The organism is Actibacterium mucosum KCTC 23349, from assembly GCF_000647975.1.
Lineage (GTDB): Bacteria > Pseudomonadota > Alphaproteobacteria > Rhodobacterales > Rhodobacteraceae > Actibacterium > Actibacterium mucosum.
The window spans coordinates 275,517-294,350 of sequence record NZ_JFKE01000003.1 but is presented as its reverse complement, the minus strand read 5'-3'; the positions used below and the strand labels follow the sequence as shown (position 1 = coordinate 294,350).

Below are 18,834 nucleotides of genomic sequence, written 5' to 3'. Positions count from 1 at the left end.
GGGGATGTGTCAGATGGCCAGGTATTCGGCGCGCAACGCTTCGTCGTGCAGAACCTCGGCAGCGGTACCGTCAAAGACGATCGTGCCGGTGTCAAGGATCACGGCACGGTCTGCCAGTTCCAGCGCGCGCACGGCGTTCTGTTCCACGATCACCGTCGTGATGCCCTGTTCCTTGATGTGGATGAGGGTCTTTTCGATCTCGTCCACGATCACGGGGGCCAGCCCTTCGTAGGGTTCGTCCAGCAGCAACACCTTGATGTCCCGTGCAAGCGCGCGGGCGATGGCCAGCATCTGTTGCTCGCCGCCCGACAAGGTCACGCCTTCCTGCTTGCGGCGCTCGCCAAGGCGGGGGAACAGTTCATAAAGGCGATCCAGCGTCCAGCCCACGGGCTCCATGATCTGGGCCAGCTGCAGGTTTTCCTCAACCGTCAGGCCGGGAATGATGCGGCGATCTTCGGGCACCAGCGCCATGCCGCACACCGCCGCCTCGTGCGAGGACATGGTGTGCAGGTGCTGGTGGTCCAGCCAGATCTCGCCGTGGGTGACCTGCGGGTCGCCCAGCCGGGCAATGGCGCGCAGGGTCGAGGTTTTGCCCGCCCCGTTGCGGCCCAGAAGCGCCAGGATCTCGCCCTCGTGCACGTTGAAGGTCACGCCCTGCACGATATAGCTTTCGCCGTAATAGGCGTGCAGGTCCCAGACCGACAGGAAAGCCGGGGCCGTTGTGGCCTGGTTCGCGTTCTTGCTGAAGTCGGGTTTCACGTTCATGTCTTTATCCTTTCCCTCAGCTTAATGGGCTTCGCCCAGGTAGGCTTCCCGTACTTTAGGATGACCTTTGATGTTTTCCGGCGTGTCCTCGACCAGGGGCGTGCCCTGCGCCAGAACGGTGATCCGCTGCGCCAGGCTGAACACCACGTGCATGTCGTGTTCGATGATCGCCATGGTGATGTCGCGCTTTTCGTGGATCTCTTTCAGCAGGTCGATCGTGTTGTTGGTGTCGGCCCGCGCCATGCCGGCGGTGGGTTCGTCCAACAGCAACAGTTTGGGCTGCTGCACCAGGCACATCGCCATCTCGAGCCGCCGCTTGTCGCCGCGAGACAACGAGGCCGCATGCATGTGCCGTTTGTCGGCCATGTTGACGTCTTCTAGGATTTCTTCGGCCTGCGCGAGGATATCTTTCTGACCCAGCGCCGGGCTGAACGCATTCAGTTCGAATGCCCCGTCCCGTTTGGCAAAGCAGGGGATCATCACGTTTTCCTGCACGGACAGATCACCAAAGATCTCGGGCGTTTGGAACACGCGGCTGATGCCCATCTGGTTGATCTCATGCGGCTTGCGGCCCAGGACCGATTGCCCGTCGAACATCACCGACCCGGTATCGGGGATCAGCTTGCCCACAAGACAGTTCAGCAAGGTCGACTTGCCGGCGCCGTTGGGGCCGATGATGGCGTGGACCGAGCGTTCGTTGACGCTGAGGTTCACATCACCCAGCGCTTGCAGGCCGCCGAACCGTTTGCCAACACCTTTGACTTCAAGGATTCCCATTGTTCGTCCTCCTCTTATTCGGCCGCGTGCGGCGCGTGTTTGGTGTCCTGATCGTCGGACTTCTTGCGGTTTGCGCCGGTGATCCAACGCCACAGGCGCTGTCCACCTTCGACAAGGCCACCCGGCAGGAAGATCACCACCAGCATGAACACGATGCCCAGCGTCAGGTGCCAACCTTTGCCCACAAAGGGGTGCACGATAAAGACCATCGCGTCTTCGAGGCCATCAGGCATGAACGCGAACCAGCTGTGCAGCACGTCGTCGTTGATTTTCGAGAAGATGTTCTCGAAATACTTGATCAAGCCCGAGCCCAGGATCGGCCCGATCAACGTGCCGGCACCGCCAAGGATGGTCATCAGAACCACCTCGCCCGAGGCTGTCCACTGCATCCGCTCGGCGCCAGCCAGCGGATCCATCGCGGCCAGAAGGCCACCGGCCAGACCGGCATAAGCACCCGAGATCACAAACGCGGCCAGCGTGTAGGGGCGTGAGTTCAGCCCGGTATAGTTCAGGCGTGTCTGGTTGGTCTTGATGGCCCGCAGCATCATGCCGAAGGGCGACCGGAACAGGCGGATCGCGATATAGAACGCTGCAACCATGAACACAGCGCTCAGGTAGTAGCCCGCGTTCAGGGTAAAGGTCCACGGTCCAAGCGCGATATCGGTACTGGCCCGCATGGACAGCCCGAACAGGTGCGGCAGGTCAGGCAGGCGGTCGCTGTGGAAGATCTGCGGGTCGTCGTTATAGACCTGCAGGCCGGTTTCACCATTGGTCAGGTTGAACTTGGGGTTCGACAGGACCGAATAGGCCAGCGCAAAGGACATCTGCGCAAAGGCCAGCGTCAGGATCGAGAAATAGATCCCCGACCGGCGCAGTGACACGAAACCGATGGCCAGCGAGAAGATTGCCGCGACGATCACGCTCAGCGCGATGGCGGGCAACACGTTATAGCTGAGCAGTTTGAACATCCAAACCGCCGCATAAGACCCCACGCCCAGGAACGCGGCGTGACCGAAGGACAGATACCCGGTCAGTCCGAACAGGATGTTAAACCCGATTGCGAAGATGCCGAAGATCACGAAACGCTGCATAAGGTCCGGATAGCCGGCGTTGAACTGTGCAAGTCCGCTTTCGGTTGGAAAGGGGTTCAGCAGGACCGGGGCGAACAAGGTCAGGCCGATCACCACCAGGAACAGGCGAAAGTCTTTTGAGTTAAGTCCCAGCATGGATTAGTCCTCCATCACGCCTTTGCGGCCCATCAACCCGCGCGGACGGGTCAAAAGCACGACGATTGCGACAAGGTAGATGATGATTTGGTTGATGCCCGGAATGGTCGTGGTGGCCCAGGTTGTCGAGGCATAGCTTTCAAGGATGCCCAGAAGGAACCCGGCCAGAACCGCGCCCGGCAACGAACCCATACCGCCCACAACCACCACAACAAAGCTGAGCACAAGGAAGTCCATGCCCATGTGATAGTTCGGCGCGTTGATCGGCCCGTACATCACGCCCGCAAGCCCTGCCACCGCGGCGGCGATGCCGAACATGATGGTAAAGCGGCGGTCGATATTGATGCCCAGCAGGCCGACGGTCTCGCGGTCGGCCATGCCGGCGCGCACCACCATGCCGAAGGTGGTGAATTGCAAAAAGGCAAAGACCGCACCAATGATCAATAGCGAGAACAGGAAGTAGACAAGCCGCCAAACCGGATAGACGATGTCCATCCCGAAGATGATGCCGACATTGGCCACCCCGTTCAGAGCATCTGGCGGCGGGGTCTGGATCGGGTTGGCGCCGAAAAAGTATTTCACAACCTCTTGCAACACGATGGCCAGGCCAAAGGTCACCAGGATCTGGTCCGCATGCGGGCGCTTGTAGAAATGTTTGATCAGGCCGCGCTCCATCGCGAAGCCGACGCCGATCATGATGGGAATGGCAAACAGCAGCGCAAGCGGCACCGACCATTCGATGATCGCCCCGCCCACATCTGGTCCGAACCAACTTTCCACATAAGGCGTTTTGACCTTCAGCGGATTACCGAGAAAGTCCTTCTGCGTTTCGTCGATGGTTTCATAGGAAAGGCTGAGCACGCGCTGCAGCGTGACGGCACAGAAGGCACCGATCATGAAAAGCGCGCCGTGGGCGAAGTTGACCACACCCAGCGTGCCAAAAATAAGCGTCAGGCCGAGGGCAATCAGCGCATAAGCTGAACCCTTGTCGAGGCCGTTGAGGGTTTGCAGAAGGATGGCGTCCATCGGGTCTCACCCTTTTTATTTGGGGTTAAAGAAGGGACCGGACGGGGCAAAGGGACCCCGACCGGTTGGGAGTCTGCCGCGCCGGGGAGGGCGCAGCAGGACAGGATCGCGATTAAGCGCCCGGGTTACATGTGCCCAGATCGCCGCCCGCAAACATCGGGTGGTCAGGGGTATAGGTAACCTGCTCGACCGGGGTAACCTCGACGATTTCCAGCGTGTCGTAGGCGTTGGTCGGGTTCTGCGCGCCGCGCACAACCAGAACGTCCTTGAAGCACTGGTGGTCGTCTGCGCGGTACAACGTCTTGCCGTTGCCCAGACCGTCGAACTCATAGCCTTCCAGAGCTTCAACAACACCGCAGGGGTTGAAGGTGCCGGCACGCTCGCATGCGTCTGCATAGAGCAGAACCTGGGCATAACAGGTCTGCGCAGAGTTGCTTGGCGGACGACCATACTTTTCACCGAAGGATTTAACGAAGGCTTTGGTGCCCGCATCCTGCAGCTGCCAGTTCCAGTTCATCGAACCCAGCACGCCCTTGATGTTCTCGCCCGCACCAGCGGCCATCAGCTCGGAATACAGCGGAACAACGATCTTGAAGTCTTTGTTGTTCACGACTTTGTCGAGCAGACCGAACTGGATCGCGTTGGTCAGCGAGTTCACCATGTTACCGCCGTAGTGGTTCAGAACCAGAACGTCGGCGCCCGAGTTCAGAACCGGGGCGATATAGGACGAGAAGTCGGTCGAGGCCAGCGGGGTTTTCACCGTGTTCACGGTTTCCCAGCCCATGGCTTCGGTCGATGCCACGATCGACTCTTCCTGGGTCCAGCCCCAGTTGTAGTCGGCGGTCAGGTGATACGCGCGGCGTTCGGTACCCATCTCGGCGGCCAGCACCGGTGCCAGAGCGGCACCCGACATGTAGGCGTTGAAGAAGTGGCGGAAACCGTTGGCTTTGCGGTCCTTACCGGTGGTGTCGTTGGCGTGGGTCAGACCCGCCATGAAGATCACACCAGCTTCCTGGCACAGGCCCTGAACAGCAACAGCCACGCCCGAGGACGAGCCGCCGTTGATCATCACAGCGCCATCTTTTTCGATCATCGACTTGGCCGATGCACGTGCGGCGTCCGACTTGGTCTGGGTGTCGCCGGTCACGAACTCGACCTTCTTGCCCAGGATGCCGTTGCCTTGCAGCGCCTTCGAGGTGAAAGTGTTCAGGCAACCGCCATCGCCTTCGCCGTTCAGGTGCTCGACGGCCAACTGCTGTGCCAGCAGTTCGTCATTGCCTTCATCAGCATAGGGGCCGGTCTGCGGCACGTTGAAGCCCAGGGTCACTGTGCTGCCGGTAGGCGCGTTGGTGTAGGCGTGGCCGTCAGCCAGCAACAGTTTCGGCGCGGCCAGACCTGCACCGGCTACAGCACCGGTTTTCAGGACCCCACGACGCGATACAGTTGTTTTGGACATTAAAATCCTCCCGTTTGTTGAATTGGCCGGGCAGGCTCCTCTTCCCGCGTCGACCCGCTTTTACAAAGCACCTTGATTATCGGGCCCAGAACGAAAATTTCGCAACAAGGCGTTTACACGAAACGATTTTTTTGTAAAAAAATATTCTGACAGGATAAGGTTGTTGTAAATTGGTTTTCACTGCGCCGCAGCAATCGTTTGATTCCGGAGGTATGGCATGCCGCAGCGGGCACTGACAGGTACGCGAATCCGCGAGCGCCGGCTCGCCCGTGGCGTGCGGCAGAGCGATCTGGCACGTCAGGTTGGCGTATCGCCCGCCTATCTGAACCTGATTGAACACAACCGTCGAAGAATCGGTGGCAAGCTGCTTTTGGACCTGGCCGACGTGCTGGAGGTGGATGTTCAGGCCCTTTCCGAGGGCGCAGAAGGGGCGTTGATCCAGACCCTCCGCGAAGTTGCCGGTGTACAAGGTGAAACCACCGAAGAGTTGCAGCAACCCGAAGGCTTTGCCGGCCGTTTTCCGGCATGGGCGGCGCTGATGTCGGAACAACATGGCCGGGTGCGCGCGTTGGAACGTGTGGTTGGCGTGCTTTCGGACCGGTTGGCACAAGACCCGTTCCTGTCGGAATCGCTGCACGAAGTTCTCTCTACGGCGGCGTCGATCCGTTCTACCGCCGCGATTTTGTCAGACGACACGCTGGACCCGGAATGGCAGGCCCGGTTTCGGCGCAATCTGGGCGAGGACAGCACGCGCCTTGCCGGCGCGGCGCAATCACTGATCGATCACCTTGATACCAGCCCTGCGGACTCTGCCGGGCAGCAATTGCCGCAGGACGAGGTTGAGACCTTTCTGACCGATCCGGCCGGAATGATCGCCCAATTGGAACGGGCCCAGATTGCGCAACACGCAGAACTGGTCGACACGATGGTGGCCAGTCCGCAATTGACCAGCGCCACTGCAAAAACGCTGGCGCGGGAAATGCTGCTGCGGTTTGGGCAGGACGCGGTGGCTTTGCCCTTCGATGTGTTGCAAGCCGCGGTCGAACGCTTTGGTGTCGATCCGGGACTTCTGGCGGCGCAGACGGGTGCGGATGTCGCGGTTGTAATGCGGCGCTTGGGTGTCGCGCTTACCTCTCCGCCCCGTGGCCCGGCCGGGTTGGTGATCTGTGATGGATCGGGCACGATGGTGTTTCGCCGGGCGCTGCCGGGGTTGGAGATGCCTCGTTTCGGCGGCGGTTGCCCGCTTTGGCCACTTTATCGTGCCTTGGCGCAGCCAGGGATGCCGATCTGCGATCATGTGGAGCTGCCCGGGCAGCCGGTGCAGCGATATGTCTGTTTTGCATTGTGCGAAGTCTTGCCGCAGGGCGGTTTCGATCAACCCCCTGTACGTCGCTCGACAATGCTGATTTTGCCGCCGACGCCAAGTGACACGGTGCCGTCGCGTCCGGTCGCCGTTGGGCCCAGCTGTCGGATTTGCCCGCGCGAGACGTGCGCGGCCCGACGCGAGCCATCAATCCTGGCCGGAGGGTTTTGACAGGGCGCGGCAAAGCGGCAATAGTGCCTTGCGGGCCGGGGAGGACGGCCTGCCTGACCAGTTGGAGGGGGAATGGGCCGAAACGTCCTTTTGATCGAAGATGAGCCCAACATCATCGAGGCCATAAGGTTTATCCTGTCGCGCGACGGGTGGGATGTGCGCACGCATTCCGACGGTACAACCGCCATGGACAAGGTGCAGCAATTCGCACCGGACGTGGTTATCCTCGATGTGATGTTGCCGGGGCGCAGCGGGTTCGACATTTTACGCGAAATTCGGGCGACGGGGCCGCTTGCGGCGCTGCCCGTGCTGATGCTGACCGCCAAGGGCCAAACGCGTGACCGCGAGATGGCTGAAAGTCTGGGCGTCACGCAGTTCATGACCAAACCATTCTCAAACGAAGATGTCCTGAGCGCCGTGCGGGACATGGCCGAGGCGTGAGCCGCCCGCCGCGCCAGCCGCTCTTTCTTGCGCGCCAGACTTATAGATGGCGCCGAGCCACAGATGCCGCGCGGTTGTTGCCGATCCTGGGCGTTTTGCTGTTTCTCTTCCCGTTGTTGCGCGGGGGTGGGGGCACGGCGGCCTATTCTGCCTATATGTTTATGGTCTGGCTGGCCTTGATCATTGCCGCAGCTTTCCTGTCAAATCGCCTGAGCCCCCCGCGTAACGAGACCGAAGACGAGGATGGCGGATGATCCCATTCAACATTCTTGTCGCCGTCTGTGTCGCCTATGCCGCGTTCCTGTTCGCGGTGGCCTTTGTTGCCGAACGCCGTGCCGAGGCAGGGCAACTGGGCTGGCTGCGCTCGCCCTTGATCTATACCCTGTCGCTGTCGGTCTATTGCACAGCGTGGACGTTCTACGGGGCGGTGGGATATGCCGCACGATCGGGGCTGGAATTCGTCACGATTTATATCGGGCCGACGTTGGTCTTCGTTGGCTGGTGGTGGCTGCTTCGCAAATTGGTGCGGATCGGTCGAACGCAAAGGATCACCTCGATTGCCGACCTGATCTCGTCCCGATATGGCAAGTCGAATTTTCTTGCGGCCATCGTCACGATCCTGGCCGTGGTGGGCACGACCCCGTACATCGCGTTGCAATTGCAGTCGGTGACGCTGTCTTTCTCTGTCTTCGCGCTTGAGGATCTGCGGCCCTGGGTGCCCAGCGATCTGAACGCGACAGCCATCTGGGTGGCCGCCGGGCTGGCGCTGTTCACGGTATTGTTCGGCACGCGGAACCTGGATGCCAACGAGCGTCACCACGGCGTCGTAACGGCCATCGCGGTCGAGGCGCTGGTTAAACTTCTGGCGTTGTTGGCCGTTGGTGTCTTTGTGGTTTGGGGCGTGGCCGGTGGCATGGGGCAGGTGGCAGATCGTATCGCAGAATCTCCGTTGGCCGAAACAACCTTTCAGGGCGGGCGTTGGGCCGGGATCACCTTCCTTTCCGCCGCTGCTATCATCACGTTGCCTCGGATGTTTCAGGTGCTGGTGGTGGAGAACGCGGATGAACGCCACCTTGCAACGGCCAGTTGGGCTTTTCCGCTGTACCTGTTCCTGATGAGCCTCTTCGTCGTGCCAATTGCTGTTGTTGGACTGCAAACGCAGCCCGAAGGGGCAAATCCCGACCTGTTCGTACTGACGATCCCCCTGTCGATGGGGGCCGAGGGCGTGGCAACATTGTCGTTCCTTGGCGGGTTCTCGGCCGCCACGTCGATGGTGATCGTGGCATCCATCGCGCTGTCGACCATGGTGTCGAACCATATTGTCATGCCCTTGTGGCTGTATGTGCAGGGTCGCGGTGCAACCGTGTCAGGCGATGTCCGCCGGGTTGTGCTGATGTCGCGGCGATTGTCCATCGCGGCAGTCATGACACTGGGCTATCTCTACTTTCGATTGACCGGCGGGACCGAGGCGCTGGCCGCTATCGGCCTGATCGCCTTTACCGGTGTGGCGCAGGTTTTGCCGGCGTTGGTTGGCGGCATCTTTTGGCGGGGGGCAACGAAACGAGGCGCGGTTGCGGGGCTTTTGACCGGGTTTTTCCTGTGGGGCTATACCCTGTTCCTGCCCAGCTTTGGCCCCGGCGGGGTGATGAGCCCGGAATTGTTGCAACACGGGCCATGGGGTATTGAATGGTTGCGGCCGCACGCCTTGCTGGGTGTCGCCGGCCTCGATCCATTGATCCACGCGGTGTTCTGGTCGCTGACCCTGAACACCGTTGCCTTCCTTGCGGTGTCGCTCAGCGGCTTTCCCTCGCCCTTGGAGCGGCTGCAAGGGGCGCAATTCGTCAACGTGTTCGAACATTCCACGGGCGTGCAGGGATGGTTGCGAGGCGCGGCCGAAGCCGAAGACCTTTTGGTCATGTCCCAACGCATCCTTGGCAGCGAGAAAGCGCAGACAATGTTCCACACCGCCGCCAGCGGGCAGGGCAAGGCCGGATACCTTCCCGACACTACGCCAGGCTTTCTGGAACAGTTAGAGCGCGAACTGGCAGGTTCGGTTGGCGCAGCCACAAGTCACGCGATGGTTGGGCAGATCGTGGGCCGTTCGTCTGTATCGGTCGAGGATCTGATGGCGGTGGCTGACGAAACCGCGCAGATGATGGAACACTCGATCCAGTTGGAAGCGAAATCAGAAGAAATCTCGCGGACGGCGCGCCAGTTGCGTGAGGCCAACGAAAAGCTGACCGAGATTTCGGTACAAAAGGACGCGTTCCTGAGCCAGGTCAGCCATGAATTGCGGACACCCATGACCTCGATCCGGGCGTTCTCGGAAATCTTGAAAAGCGACACCCCGCTGGCGGCCGAGGATCGGGCAAGGTACAGCCAGATCATCCATGACGAGGCCATCCGGCTGACCCGCCTGCTGGATGACCTTCTGGACCTGTCGGTACTGGAAAACGGCGAGGTTCAGTTGAACACCCAAACCGGCGATCTGCAGGACCTGTTATCGCGCGCCATTACGGCGGCCACGGCCAGTGACGGGCCAAACCTGCGTGTAGCGCGGGACGGAACCACTGATCCGGTGGTTCTGACCACAGACACGGACCGGCTGAGCCAGGTGTTCATCAACCTGATTGCCAACGCGCGCAAGTACTGCACGGCCGAGACCCCGCGGCTGACCATTCGCGTACGGCAAAACAAGGGGTCGGTCGAGGTGGATTTCGTCGACAATGGCGACGGTATTCCCAAGCGCAGCCAGTCCATTATTTTCGAGAAGTTTTCGCGCCTTGGCGACCGTAATGCCGCGGGTGGCGCGGGGCTTGGCCTGGCGATCTGCCGCGAGATCATGGCAAATCTTGGGGGCGACATTGCCTACGTCCCCGGTCAGGGCGGTGCAGCTTTCCGTGTCCGTCTGCCTCTGGACGTCGCGAAAGCAGCCTGAGGTAAGGATTTGTGAACCCTGTTCCGCAATGTTCGGGGGAAACAACATCGGACATTGCAAAATGGCAGAGCTTTCTCAATCCGTTCTTCGTAAAATGGCTGCAAACCGGGCAGAGAGTGCGGCGGAAAACACCGTGGACGCCGCGCGCGCATGGCGACAGGCGCTCCCCCGGGTTGCGCAGTCCGAGATTGGCCTGACCTTGATGGTGCAGGACATAACCTGCGACACGGTTCAGGCCACCGATGCCGCCGAAAACATCGCGGACAATGCGTTGCTTTGCCTGTTGGAGGGGCATGGCGGCATGTCGGGGCTGGTGGCGTGGGATCCGGCCGCGTTTGCTGCATTCGTCGCGTTTCGGATGACGGGCAAGCTGCCAGGCGCCTTGGCGGAACGCCCGGCCACGCGGGTTGACGCCAAGCTGACAAGCGGCTTCGTTGGCAAGCTGGTACAGGCGTTTGGACACGGGTTGGGCGATGGCGGTGACACGTTCGCCACCATGAATTACAGCGGCTTTCTGGCGGATGCGCGGTTGGTACAATTCGCTTTGCCCGAAGGCCCGTTAACCCGCGCCCGGATGGAGGTTCAGTTCGCAAGCTCGGGCATCAGCGGCAGCCTGCAGGTGATCCTGCCGTCGCCCAGTGTTTCAAGACCTGAACGGGACGTCCCCAAACGCCCTGCGCAAGAATGGTCGCAGGCTCTGGGCCAGAATGTGCATGCCGCACCTATGCGACTGGACGCTGTTCTGGCGCGATTGCAACTGCCCCTTTCACTGCTTTTGTCTCTGCAGGTCGGCCAGATCGTCAGCCTGCCGGGAAACTGTCTGGACGGCGTTTCACTCGAATCCGGCGACGGCCGGACCATCCTGACCGGGCGGCTTGGTCGCGCGTCGGGCGACCGTGCCGTGCGCGTCGCGAATGCCGCGTCAGGATCCCACTCGCAACTTGGTCAGCCAGAGCCGCAACCTGCCGCAACAGCCTAGCCACCAAAACAGTCCGAGGCCGGGTGGGCAGCCTTACCACCGTTGATCTGGGTCAAGGCACCCAGTCCATTGCGCAGGTATCAAATAAAGCGCGCGAAAATATGATAGGGTGAATGTGGGCGCTGCCCACGCGCCCTTTGCAATGGGAGGTTGAATATGGCTTTTGAAGCCCTTCGTGCCGGCATCGCGTTGATTATGCAGGAAATCGAGAAACGCCCGCAGGATAGGCATATCCTGCTTGAGGAACTGCGTGAAAAAGTCTCAGAATTGCGTTCGCTTGGTCTGCCGGTGCCCGAGGATCTGACTCGCCTTATGGCTGAGTTGGAGGAAGACGACGCAGATGAATTGTACAACAATATGCCTGTGTGAACATGGTTCCCTCTAGGTCTTGCGCTTTTTGCCCTTCTGGATACTAATAGTAGAAGGCATGCGGCGGTTGTCGCCCATAAGATCATAGCGCGCCGCCAAGAAGCAAAAGACAATACAGGAGGGGGCTTGCGATGCTGCGGCGCGCAGTCGAAGAAGGCGGTATAGCGCGGCTTTGCTTGTCAGCACCGCCAGACAATGCGCTCCGCGTTCAGCTTGCCCGTTCGTTAGCCCAGCAAATCACCGACCTTGGCATGCAGTCGGATCTTGTGGGAATCATCCTGCATTCCGACGGCCCGATTTTCGCAACAGGACCCGACCTTTCCGGAAGTGATCTGCGTGGGGAACATGCCGCATTGGCGCTGGTTCAAACCGCAATTCAGGAAAGCAAAGTGCCCGTTGTTGCGGTGATCGATGGATTGGCCCATGGCGCGGGGTTGGAACTGGCGCTGGCGGCGCATACCCGGGTTGCCGGCGCGAACGCGCGTATCGCACATTCCTATCTGAAGCTGGGGTTGCTGCCGATTATGGGGGCCGCGCACCGCATGACACGCCTTGCCGGACCGGCGGTTGCGTTGGAATTTCTGCGCGCCGGGCGACCGATTTCGGCAGAAGAGGCCGCTCGGCTTGGCCTCGTTGATGTGGTTGTTGCGCAGGGGGGCACCATGGACAAGGCGCGCGAGATCCTGCGCAACCCCAATTCGCATACGGACGTCTTGCGGCCCGTATCTGAACGCCACGAGCATCTGGTCAAGCCCGGTCAGTTTCTTGCAACGATCAAGCACTATCGCCAAATGGATTTGCCCGCCACACAGAAGCGTCTGGTGGATTGCGTCGAAGCTGCCCAGTTGCTGCCTTTTGAAACAGGTATCGACTACGAGGGGGCCGCTTTCCTTGAAAGTCAGGCCGATGATACCTCGCGCGCGCTGCGTCACCTTGTCGGTGCAACGGCGCGCCTTGTGCCGGTTGATGCGAAAGCGTCGGCCGAGACACAGGACATTCGTCGCATGGCCGTTCTGGGAACCTCCAGCCATGTTGTCCGGTGGAGCACGGCTGCGTTGCAAGCGGGGTTGTCGGTGTCTCATATCGCCTCGGGTGACGCATCGGCCGACAAAAACGTTGCGGAACAAGTGCGTCAGCGTCTGGCCCAGTTGCCGGATGCGCCGCAAGCGGATGACAAGAATGCACGTGCACTCAGGTTTCAGTCTGCCGCGCATCCGGATGTGTTGCGCGATGTCGATCTGGTGCTGATCGCGGATCCGTTACGGGTGCCCGACACCGTCGCCGCGATGCCTCCGGGGCGTATCGTTGGCTTGGTCGTGTCCGGTGACGCCGAACCGTCATGGCCGGTGCGCACGGATTTGCGGACCTTGGGCCTGCGGCATTCCGGCGGGCTTCCAAATGCGGATCTGGTCGAACTTGTGGCCCCTGCCGAAGCACAGAATGACTTTTTGAATGGCATGGCCAAATTCGTGCAGCGACTGGGCGGCACACCAATCCGGTCAACGCCCGGCGAGGGTGGTGTTGCAACGGCGGTGTGGGGCGCATGCGTTCTGGCGGCGCGTGATCTGGTCAGACTGGGCGCTGACCCGGCGGTCGTCGACGACGCGTTGGCGGCCGAAGGGTTCAAGGTTTTGCCCTTTGGCGGGCGTCAGGTGCCGATGGGCCGCGCCATGCGCAGCGTTTCGGCCGAGGACGTGGTTGCCCGGTGCTTTGACGCAATGGGAAATGCGGGCGCGTTGCTGGTTCAGGCGGGGGTGGCACAGCGGCCCGGCGATATCGACATTGCCATGGTGCACGGTTTTGGTTTGCCGCGCGCGCTTGGCGGGCCAATGTTCGCGGCAGATATGCGTGGCCTGCTGACCGTGCGGAACCGAATGCGATCCCGACAGGGCGAAGACCCCGAGTTCTGGGCCCCGGCGCCGCTGTTCGACGAGTTGATCAAGAATGGCAAACGGTTTGCCGATATGGATCGCGGTTGGTCCTGATCAGGCCAGGAAAACGCCCAGCACCACCATCATCAAACCGATGGCCGAAACGAACAAGGCGGCCATGTTCACCACGACAACACGTTGCAGGCGGGCTTTCATGGCCTCGCCCTCCAACCTTTCGCGGCGCGCCTTGACCGCCTGCAGAATGCACCAGACCAACGCACCGATCCCCAACAGCGACAGCACCGCGCCGGCCCAGACCAAAAGCTCCATCCCGCATCCCTTTCGCAAATGACGCCGCAGCATCTAGCCTGACCAAGGCCGCGAGACAAGGCAGGGCTTGCGGCATTGCGCGTGGGCAGGTATCGGTTCTTGCTCAGAACCCCCGCGAATTTTGCAGCACGAGGCCGAGATGAACGAGCATTCCCCCGATACTTCCTACCGTGTGACCGCCGACGAACTGCGTCAGTTCATCGAGCGATACGAGCGGTTGGAGGCCGAGAAAAAGGACATCGCCGAGCAGCAGAAGGAGGTGATGGCCGAGGCCAAAGGCCGGGGCTATGACACCAAGGTGATGCGCAAGGTTGTGGCCCTGCGCAAGCGCGACAAAGACGACATCGCCGAGGAAGAGGCGGTTCTGGAAATGTATAAAGAAGCGCTGGGCATGTAAGCCCGTGTCTTAGGGCGCGATGAAATTCACGCCCGCCATTTTCTCGATCTGGTACACGTCTTCGTCGTAAAGCTCGGTCAATTCGTCGACCAGCGCGTCGTCCCAGCCGGGCAGGTCAAGTTCTACCTCGATTTCGTCCGGAATAGCGAACTTGTCCAGGAACGCGGCAACGATGCGGCGCCGCTGTACTTCGGTGGCTGGCGGATGGGTGGACATATACACCAACATCCGCTCCATCCCTTCGCGCGACATGATAGACGCAAGGAAATCATTGGTTCCCTCAAGGGCCAACAAGGGATCATGCGCGGCCAGTTCCCGCAGAACCTGCGGCCAGATCAACGGGGTATCTTCGTTGCACCAAATGGTCAGCGGAACATCGGGGTTTTCGCCCCGGATACGCGCCACCATATCTGACCATCGCAGGCCGCGAGGGTCTGTTGTGGACAGCACCTGCATAAAGTCCGCAGGCGCCTCGACAGATCCCGGAACAACTGGCAAAAGCGTCGCCGGGTTGCGCAATCCAATAAAAAATTCGTTCTGCGCGTCGGGGAATATCGAACACAGCGACGCAACCCGTTCGCCTGCACGTTCATACAGCGCCCCATCGCGCAGCATCGCGCCGGGATTGCCCAACAGGTTCGGGGCCGAGAAGATGATGCGTTCGGCATATTCACCTTCTAGGGCGGCTTCCAAAATCTCTTGCTGTTGATCGCGCGTGGCCGGTCCGCCGCGCAACCCAAACAAGGTTTGCCGCAGCAATTTGCGATACCGGCTGGGCCCCGGCACGGCGGTGCCCTCGTTGGCAAGTGCGCCCTTGTTTTTCAGAAGGCATTTCAGCAACCGCTCTTCGTCGGTGAAATGCACTCCCAGGTGATAAACAATCTGCATGCCGGTCCGAATTCTGTAACTTTCTGTTGTCCTTATGGATAACCGAGGTTTCTGGACAGTAAAACCGCTTTCCTGTAGGGCGAGCCACATGACCGATCTGCCCCATTCTGTGTCTACGGCCACGCGCCGACGCCGTTTGCCCAGCATTTGGGCCATTGGCGCTTTGATCATCGCAGTTTTGGTGTTGATGCCGTTGGTTTGGGTGCTTTTCATGGCCCTGACACCCGAAGACAATATCTGGCCCCACCTGATCTCGACCACGCTGCCCCGCTATGCGGGCAACACGGTTCTGCTGGCAGGTGGTGTGGCGGTTCTGGCGGCTGTCATGGGCTGCGGGACTGCGTGGCTGATCGCGATGTACCGCTTTCCCGGCGCCCGACTGCTGGAGTGGCTGTTACTGTTGCCGCTGGCCATCCCCGCCTATGTCAGTGCCTATGCCTTGGTCGATTTTCTGGAATATGCGGGGCCGGTACAGACGGGCTTGCGGGCGCTGTTCGGCTGGGAAACCGCGCGCGACTACTGGTTCCCCGAGGTCCGCTCGCGCGGGGCGGCGATTTTGGTGCTGGCCTCGGTTCTGTACCCTTATGTCTATCTTCTGTGCCGCGCGGCCTATCGCGAGCAATCGGGCGGCATCTATGACGTCGCGCGCGCCTTGGGGGCAGGCGCCTTCATGCGGTTCTGGCGCGTTGGGCTGCCGCTGTCGCGTCCGGCCATCGCCGCGGGCACAGCCATCGTGATGATGGAAACCGTCAGCGATTTCGGTGTGGTCGAGTTTTTTGCCGTGCAGACTCTGACCACCGGCATTTTCTCGGTCTGGTTAGAGGCCGGAAACCCCGGCGGTGCGGCACAGATCGCCTCGCTGGTGCTGGGAATGGTTCTGTTGCTTGTGGCGTTAGAGAAAATTGGCCGCAATCGCATGCGCTATTTCACAACCGTGCGGCAAAGCCGTGCAGTCAGCCGGATACACCTGACCGGCTTTGCGGGCTTGGGGGCGGCGGCGGTCTGTGTGCTGCCCTTTGCCATGGGGTTTGTCTTGCCGGTTGGGGTAATGCTGGGCCATGCGGTGGGCGACTGGCATGTGTGGAAGGCCCCCGGTTTGACCGAGGCCGTGTGGAACACCGTGTCGGTCGGCGGCATTGCTGCGCTGACCACCGTTCTGGCGGCTACGTTTCTTGTCTACGGCGTGCGCCTTTCGTCCAGCCGCCTGCCGCGCCTTTTGCTGCCCGCCACCACGCTGGGCTATGCGGCACCGGGGGCGGTTCTGGCGGTGGGGTTGCTGATCCCGTTGGCGGCGCTGGACAATGCCGTGGCCGATGTGATCGAGCAGGTAACCGGGCGCCCGATGGGGCTGCTGCTGACAGGCTCTGCGGCGGTTCTGATCTATGCTTATTGCATCCGGTTTTTTGCCATCGCCCAAGGCGCGGTTGATGCCGCGATGGGCCGAATCTCGCCCAGCTTGCCGATGGCCGCACGCTCGCTTGGGCGCACGCCGGGGCAGACCCTGCGCGAGGTGTTCCTGCCTTTGATCCGCAGTTCGTTCGGCACAGCGCTGCTGCTGGTCTTTGTCGACTGCGCAAAGGAATTGCCGGCCACGCTTTTGCTGCGCCCCTTCGGCTTCGACACCTTGGCGACACGTGTCTACGAGAAAGCATCGTTGGAAAACATCGCCGAGGCCTCGCCCGCTGCATTATTGGTCATGAGCGTCAGTCTGGTCGCGGTCCTGATCCTTGCGCGCGCCAATCGCGAACGGGCTTGAACTCGGCGAAACACACCGCTAGAACGCCCGCAACGTGCCCCTATAGCTCAGCTGGTAGAGCAACTGATTTGTAATCAGTAGGTCCGCGGTTCGAGTCCGTGTGGGGGCACCAAACAGTCCCATCGTTATCGTTTTTGATCGGTTCAGCGAATGCTTGGGCCTGATTCCGCGTTGCATTTCCCCCATCCGGCTTGGCTTTGACCGAATTTGATCGATATTTTTCGAATTTAGTCGTATTGAGGCTTTTTGCGTTGTCGGTTCTCGCCATCTGCGCAATGTAAGCGAAAGGGAGCGATAAATGATCAAAAGCCTTCGGCATAAGCGGATACTTTCGATCCTTCAGAAGGAAGGGGTGATCGAATTGAGCGCTTTGGCGCGCGTCCTGCCGGAAGTGTCGCTTGTCACGCTCCGACGTGACCTGAGCGAGTTGGCCGACGCCGGGGCGTTGCGGCGCACGCATGGGGGCGCGACCTTGCCTGATGCGGAAATCCTCAAGTCCGGCGCGCAGGTTTTGGCCAAAACCGAAGGCTTTGCGTCCGAGCTGGACCATCTGGATGCTGTCATCCTGCCGCCTATCCCCGGCCATGGCGGGGACGCCCTGCGTCGTCAGATTGCGCGATCCGGGATACCGTTCATTGCCGAAAGTGCCCCGCAGGTTGGCGGCACCTATCTGGGACCCAACAACCGGCAGGCCGGGTTCGATCTGGGACAGCATGCGGCCCGAAACACGCCGGGTGAAACGGCGCACTTGTTGCTTGTCACGCAGCCTGAACTGGCCAATACCAGCGATCGCTGCGAGGGATTCGAAGCCGGGTTCCGCGATGCCTTTGCCGGACAGGTTCAAGTGACGCGGGTGAATGGGCAGGGCAGCTATCGTCCGGCCCTGCGTGTGGCCGTCGACGCATTGAAAGCACAAACGCGGATCGGCGTTGCGTTCGGTGTAAACGATCATTCGGCTATGGCGGCGATGGATGCGGCGCAAAAGCTGGGCCGGGCGTTGGATGTTTATGCTGCTGGGGGCGAAAGTCCGAACTTCGTGGCAAAACTGGCCGAACAAGGCGCGCTGCGCGGCCTTGTTGCCTTTTTCCCCGATATTGTTGGGCAACGTGCCGTTGATTTGGTCGCAGGCGTTCTGGCCGGTGCAGCGCAACCGGGCAGTTGCGAGACCCCACATGCCGTGATCACGCCACAGAATCTCGCCGAATACTACACCAACGGCCCCGGGGGCTGGACGCTGTTGGATGACAAGCGCGCCGCGCTTTTACCCGATGCACCGTTCGTGCATGCGGTGCAGGGGCGCGTCGGGTTCATGCCGCATTACCCGGCCCATGATTGGTACCGGGTGATGATGCAGGCGATGCAGCTGCGCGCGGTGGAACTGGGCCTGCAGTTGGTTGTTTCCCCACCGCATCAAGGCATCGCGGCCGAAATGTCGCGTTTGCGTCGCGAGATTGGTCGCCGTGCTGCGGCCTCGATCCAGCCCGGCCAGACGGTGATCGTCGGCGAAGGTGAAGCGACCCGATACATGGCCGAAGCCCTTCACCAACGCGCTGTTGCCGCGCCCGAACAGCTGAGCGGGGTCACCATCGTCACCAACGCGCTGGATGTGATGATGCAGCTTGAAGGCAAGCCGCCCCTCAAGGTGATCCTGACCAGCGGCGAATACCAAAAAGCCGATCACTGCCTTGTGGGCCCCAGCCTTGGTGCCTTGTTCGAACGCATGCGCGCCGATGTGGCTTTTCTGAGCGTCGCAGGTGCTTCGGCCGAGTTTGGCCTGTCCACCATGGATGAACGTCGCGCCCTTGCCGGCAGCCGCTTTGTGCAAGCTGCGCGTCGGGTTGTGGCATTGGCCGATCACACCGCCATTGGGGCCGAATCCAACCATCGCGTCGCGCGGCCAGACGAGCTTCACGAGATCATCACCGATGACGGCGCGCTGCCCGCCGACCGTCAACGGCTACGCGCTGCAGGGATCGAGGTTCTGATCGCAAACGAGGCCGACGATCCGTCACCGCAGAACACCGACATCAGCCGGGCGCTGGTGCGGGAAACCTGAAACCATCATCCAAATTCTGGGAGGA

17 protein-coding genes and 1 tRNA gene are annotated in these 18,834 nt (G+C 60.9%); 11 read left to right on the top strand and 7 right to left on the bottom strand.

The features are described from left to right. Positions 1–9 precede the first annotated feature (9 nt). The 5 genes from ACMU_RS08010 to ACMU_RS07990 all read right to left on the bottom strand — a co-directional run bounded on the left by ACMU_RS08010 (position 10) and on the right by ACMU_RS07990 (position 5,250). The gene (locus ACMU_RS08010; protein ID WP_035258210.1) at positions 10–765 is read right to left on the bottom strand and encodes an ABC transporter ATP-binding protein; all 756 of its coding nucleotides are present in this window, start codon (positions 763–765) and stop codon (positions 10–12) included. Positions 766–786: 21 nt separating this feature from the next. Continuing rightward, positions 787–1,542 (bottom strand): ABC transporter ATP-binding protein, encoded by a 756-nt coding sequence (locus ACMU_RS08005; protein WP_035258209.1) that lies wholly within the window; start codon positions 1,540–1,542, stop codon positions 787–789. A gap of 14 nt (positions 1,543–1,556) precedes the next feature. Beyond that, the gene (locus ACMU_RS08000) at positions 1,557–2,768 is read right to left on the bottom strand and encodes a branched-chain amino acid ABC transporter permease (RefSeq protein ID WP_035258207.1); all 1,212 of its coding nucleotides are present in this window, start codon (positions 2,766–2,768) and stop codon (positions 1,557–1,559) included. Positions 2,769–2,771: 3 nt separating this feature from the next. Next, positions 2,772–3,794, bottom strand: a complete 1,023-nt coding sequence (locus tag ACMU_RS07995; protein WP_035258204.1) for a branched-chain amino acid ABC transporter permease — start codon at positions 3,792–3,794, stop codon at positions 2,772–2,774. Between the two features lie 112 nt (positions 3,795–3,906). After that, positions 3,907–5,250, bottom strand: a complete 1,344-nt coding sequence (locus tag ACMU_RS07990; protein WP_035258202.1) for a substrate-binding protein — start codon at positions 5,248–5,250, stop codon at positions 3,907–3,909. Positions 5,251–5,467: 217 nt separating this feature from the next. Between ACMU_RS07990 and ACMU_RS07985 the strand changes: the two genes are divergently transcribed. From ACMU_RS07985 to ACMU_RS07955, 7 genes are all read left to right on the top strand, one after another. Further along, entirely contained in the window at positions 5,468–6,784 is a 1,317-nt protein-coding gene (locus ACMU_RS07985) for a helix-turn-helix transcriptional regulator (protein WP_035258200.1), read from the top strand. A 72-nt stretch (positions 6,785–6,856) separates the two neighbouring features. Further along, a complete protein-coding gene (locus ACMU_RS07980) occupies positions 6,857–7,225 on the top strand; it encodes a response regulator transcription factor (RefSeq protein WP_035258198.1) in 369 nt (122 codons plus the stop codon). After that, a complete protein-coding gene (locus ACMU_RS07975) occupies positions 7,222–7,479 on the top strand; it encodes a hypothetical protein (RefSeq protein ID WP_035258196.1) in 258 nt (85 codons plus the stop codon). The genes ACMU_RS07980 and ACMU_RS07975 overlap by 4 nt, the downstream gene beginning before the upstream one ends. Further along, positions 7,476–10,163: an ATP-binding protein gene (locus tag ACMU_RS07970; RefSeq protein WP_152544555.1), complete on the top strand. Its 2,688-nt coding sequence runs from the start codon at positions 7,476–7,478 to the stop codon at positions 10,161–10,163. Before ACMU_RS07975 ends, ACMU_RS07970 begins: the two co-directional genes overlap by 4 nt. Before the next feature lie 61 nt (positions 10,164–10,224). Then, positions 10,225–11,142 carry a FliM/FliN family flagellar motor switch protein gene (locus ACMU_RS07965; RefSeq protein WP_161635647.1) on the top strand — a complete coding sequence of 306 codons (918 nt, stop codon included), beginning with the start codon at positions 10,225–10,227 and terminating at the stop codon, positions 11,140–11,142. Between the two features lie 156 nt (positions 11,143–11,298). Beyond that, positions 11,299–11,511 carry a hypothetical protein gene (locus tag ACMU_RS07960; protein ID WP_035258194.1) on the top strand — a complete coding sequence of 71 codons (213 nt, stop codon included), beginning with the start codon at positions 11,299–11,301 and terminating at the stop codon, positions 11,509–11,511. Between the two features lie 131 nt (positions 11,512–11,642). Next, positions 11,643–13,496, top strand: coding sequence for an enoyl-CoA hydratase/isomerase family protein (locus tag ACMU_RS07955; RefSeq protein ID WP_035258193.1), 1,854 nt, complete (start codon positions 11,643–11,645; stop codon positions 13,494–13,496). On the opposite strand, the gene ACMU_RS07950 is transcribed toward ACMU_RS07955, so the two are convergent. Next, positions 13,497–13,712 (bottom strand): hypothetical protein, encoded by a 216-nt coding sequence (locus ACMU_RS07950; protein WP_035258192.1) that lies wholly within the window; start codon positions 13,710–13,712, stop codon positions 13,497–13,499. 139 nt (positions 13,713–13,851) lie between these two features. Here ACMU_RS07950 and ACMU_RS07945 point away from each other — a divergent pair, with 139 nt between their 5' ends. Continuing rightward, positions 13,852–14,109, top strand: coding sequence for a DUF2312 domain-containing protein (locus ACMU_RS07945; RefSeq protein WP_035258190.1), 258 nt, complete (start codon positions 13,852–13,854; stop codon positions 14,107–14,109). 9 nt (positions 14,110–14,118) lie between these two features. Here ACMU_RS07945 and ACMU_RS07940 read toward each other — a convergent pair whose 3' ends face one another. Continuing rightward, entirely contained in the window at positions 14,119–14,997 is an 879-nt protein-coding gene (locus tag ACMU_RS07940) for a hypothetical protein (protein WP_035258189.1), read from the bottom strand. Positions 14,998–15,085: 88 nt separating this feature from the next. On the opposite strand from ACMU_RS07940, the gene ACMU_RS07935 reads away from it, so the two are divergent. The 3 genes from ACMU_RS07935 (at position 15,086) to ACMU_RS07925 (ending at position 18,809) form a co-directional block, all read left to right on the top strand. Beyond that, positions 15,086–16,753 (top strand): ABC transporter permease, encoded by a 1,668-nt coding sequence (locus tag ACMU_RS07935; protein WP_035258187.1) that lies wholly within the window; start codon positions 15,086–15,088, stop codon positions 16,751–16,753. 36 nt (positions 16,754–16,789) lie between these two features. Beyond that, positions 16,790–16,865, top strand: a tRNA-Thr gene (locus tag ACMU_RS07930). A 186-nt stretch (positions 16,866–17,051) separates the two neighbouring features. After that, on the top strand, positions 17,052–18,809 hold the full coding sequence (locus ACMU_RS07925) for a substrate-binding domain-containing protein (RefSeq protein ID WP_035258184.1): 1,758 nt from the start codon (positions 17,052–17,054) through the stop codon (positions 18,807–18,809). Positions 18,810–18,834: the final 25 nt, after the last annotated feature.

Excerpts from the sequence above, each read along its gene's own strand:
- ACMU_RS08000 (WP_035258207.1), bottom strand. The coding sequence starts at position 2,768 with ATGCTGGGACTTAACTCAAAAGACTTTCGCCTGTTCCTGGTGGTGATC.
- ACMU_RS07990 (WP_035258202.1), bottom strand. The coding sequence starts at position 5,250 with ATGTCCAAAACAACTGTATCGCGTCGTGGGGTCCTGAAAACCGGTGCT.
- ACMU_RS07950 (WP_035258192.1), bottom strand. The coding sequence starts at position 13,712 with ATGGAGCTTTTGGTCTGGGCCGGCGCGGTGCTGTCGCTGTTGGGGATC.
- ACMU_RS07955 (WP_035258193.1), top strand. The coding sequence starts at position 11,643 with ATGCTGCGGCGCGCAGTCGAAGAAGGCGGTATAGCGCGGCTTTGCTTG.
- ACMU_RS07985 (WP_035258200.1), top strand. The coding sequence starts at position 5,468 with ATGCCGCAGCGGGCACTGACAGGTACGCGAATCCGCGAGCGCCGGCTC.
- ACMU_RS07995 (WP_035258204.1), bottom strand. The coding sequence starts at position 3,794 with ATGGACGCCATCCTTCTGCAAACCCTCAACGGCCTCGACAAGGGTTCA.
- ACMU_RS08005 (WP_035258209.1), bottom strand. The coding sequence starts at position 1,542 with ATGGGAATCCTTGAAGTCAAAGGTGTTGGCAAACGGTTCGGCGGCCTG.
- ACMU_RS07940 (WP_035258189.1), bottom strand. The coding sequence starts at position 14,997 with ATGCAGATTGTTTATCACCTGGGAGTGCATTTCACCGACGAAGAGCGG.
- ACMU_RS07925 (WP_035258184.1), top strand. The coding sequence starts at position 17,052 with ATGATCAAAAGCCTTCGGCATAAGCGGATACTTTCGATCCTTCAGAAG.
- ACMU_RS07960 (WP_035258194.1), top strand. The coding sequence starts at position 11,299 with ATGGCTTTTGAAGCCCTTCGTGCCGGCATCGCGTTGATTATGCAGGAA.
- ACMU_RS07935 (WP_035258187.1), top strand. The coding sequence starts at position 15,086 with ATGACCGATCTGCCCCATTCTGTGTCTACGGCCACGCGCCGACGCCGT.
- ACMU_RS07965 (WP_161635647.1), top strand. The coding sequence starts at position 10,225 with ATGGCAGAGCTTTCTCAATCCGTTCTTCGTAAAATGGCTGCAAACCGG.
- ACMU_RS07970 (WP_152544555.1), top strand. The coding sequence starts at position 7,476 with ATGATCCCATTCAACATTCTTGTCGCCGTCTGTGTCGCCTATGCCGCG.
- ACMU_RS07980 (WP_035258198.1), top strand. The coding sequence starts at position 6,857 with ATGGGCCGAAACGTCCTTTTGATCGAAGATGAGCCCAACATCATCGAG.
- ACMU_RS07945 (WP_035258190.1), top strand. The coding sequence starts at position 13,852 with ATGAACGAGCATTCCCCCGATACTTCCTACCGTGTGACCGCCGACGAA.
- ACMU_RS08010 (WP_035258210.1), bottom strand. The coding sequence starts at position 765 with ATGAACGTGAAACCCGACTTCAGCAAGAACGCGAACCAGGCCACAACG.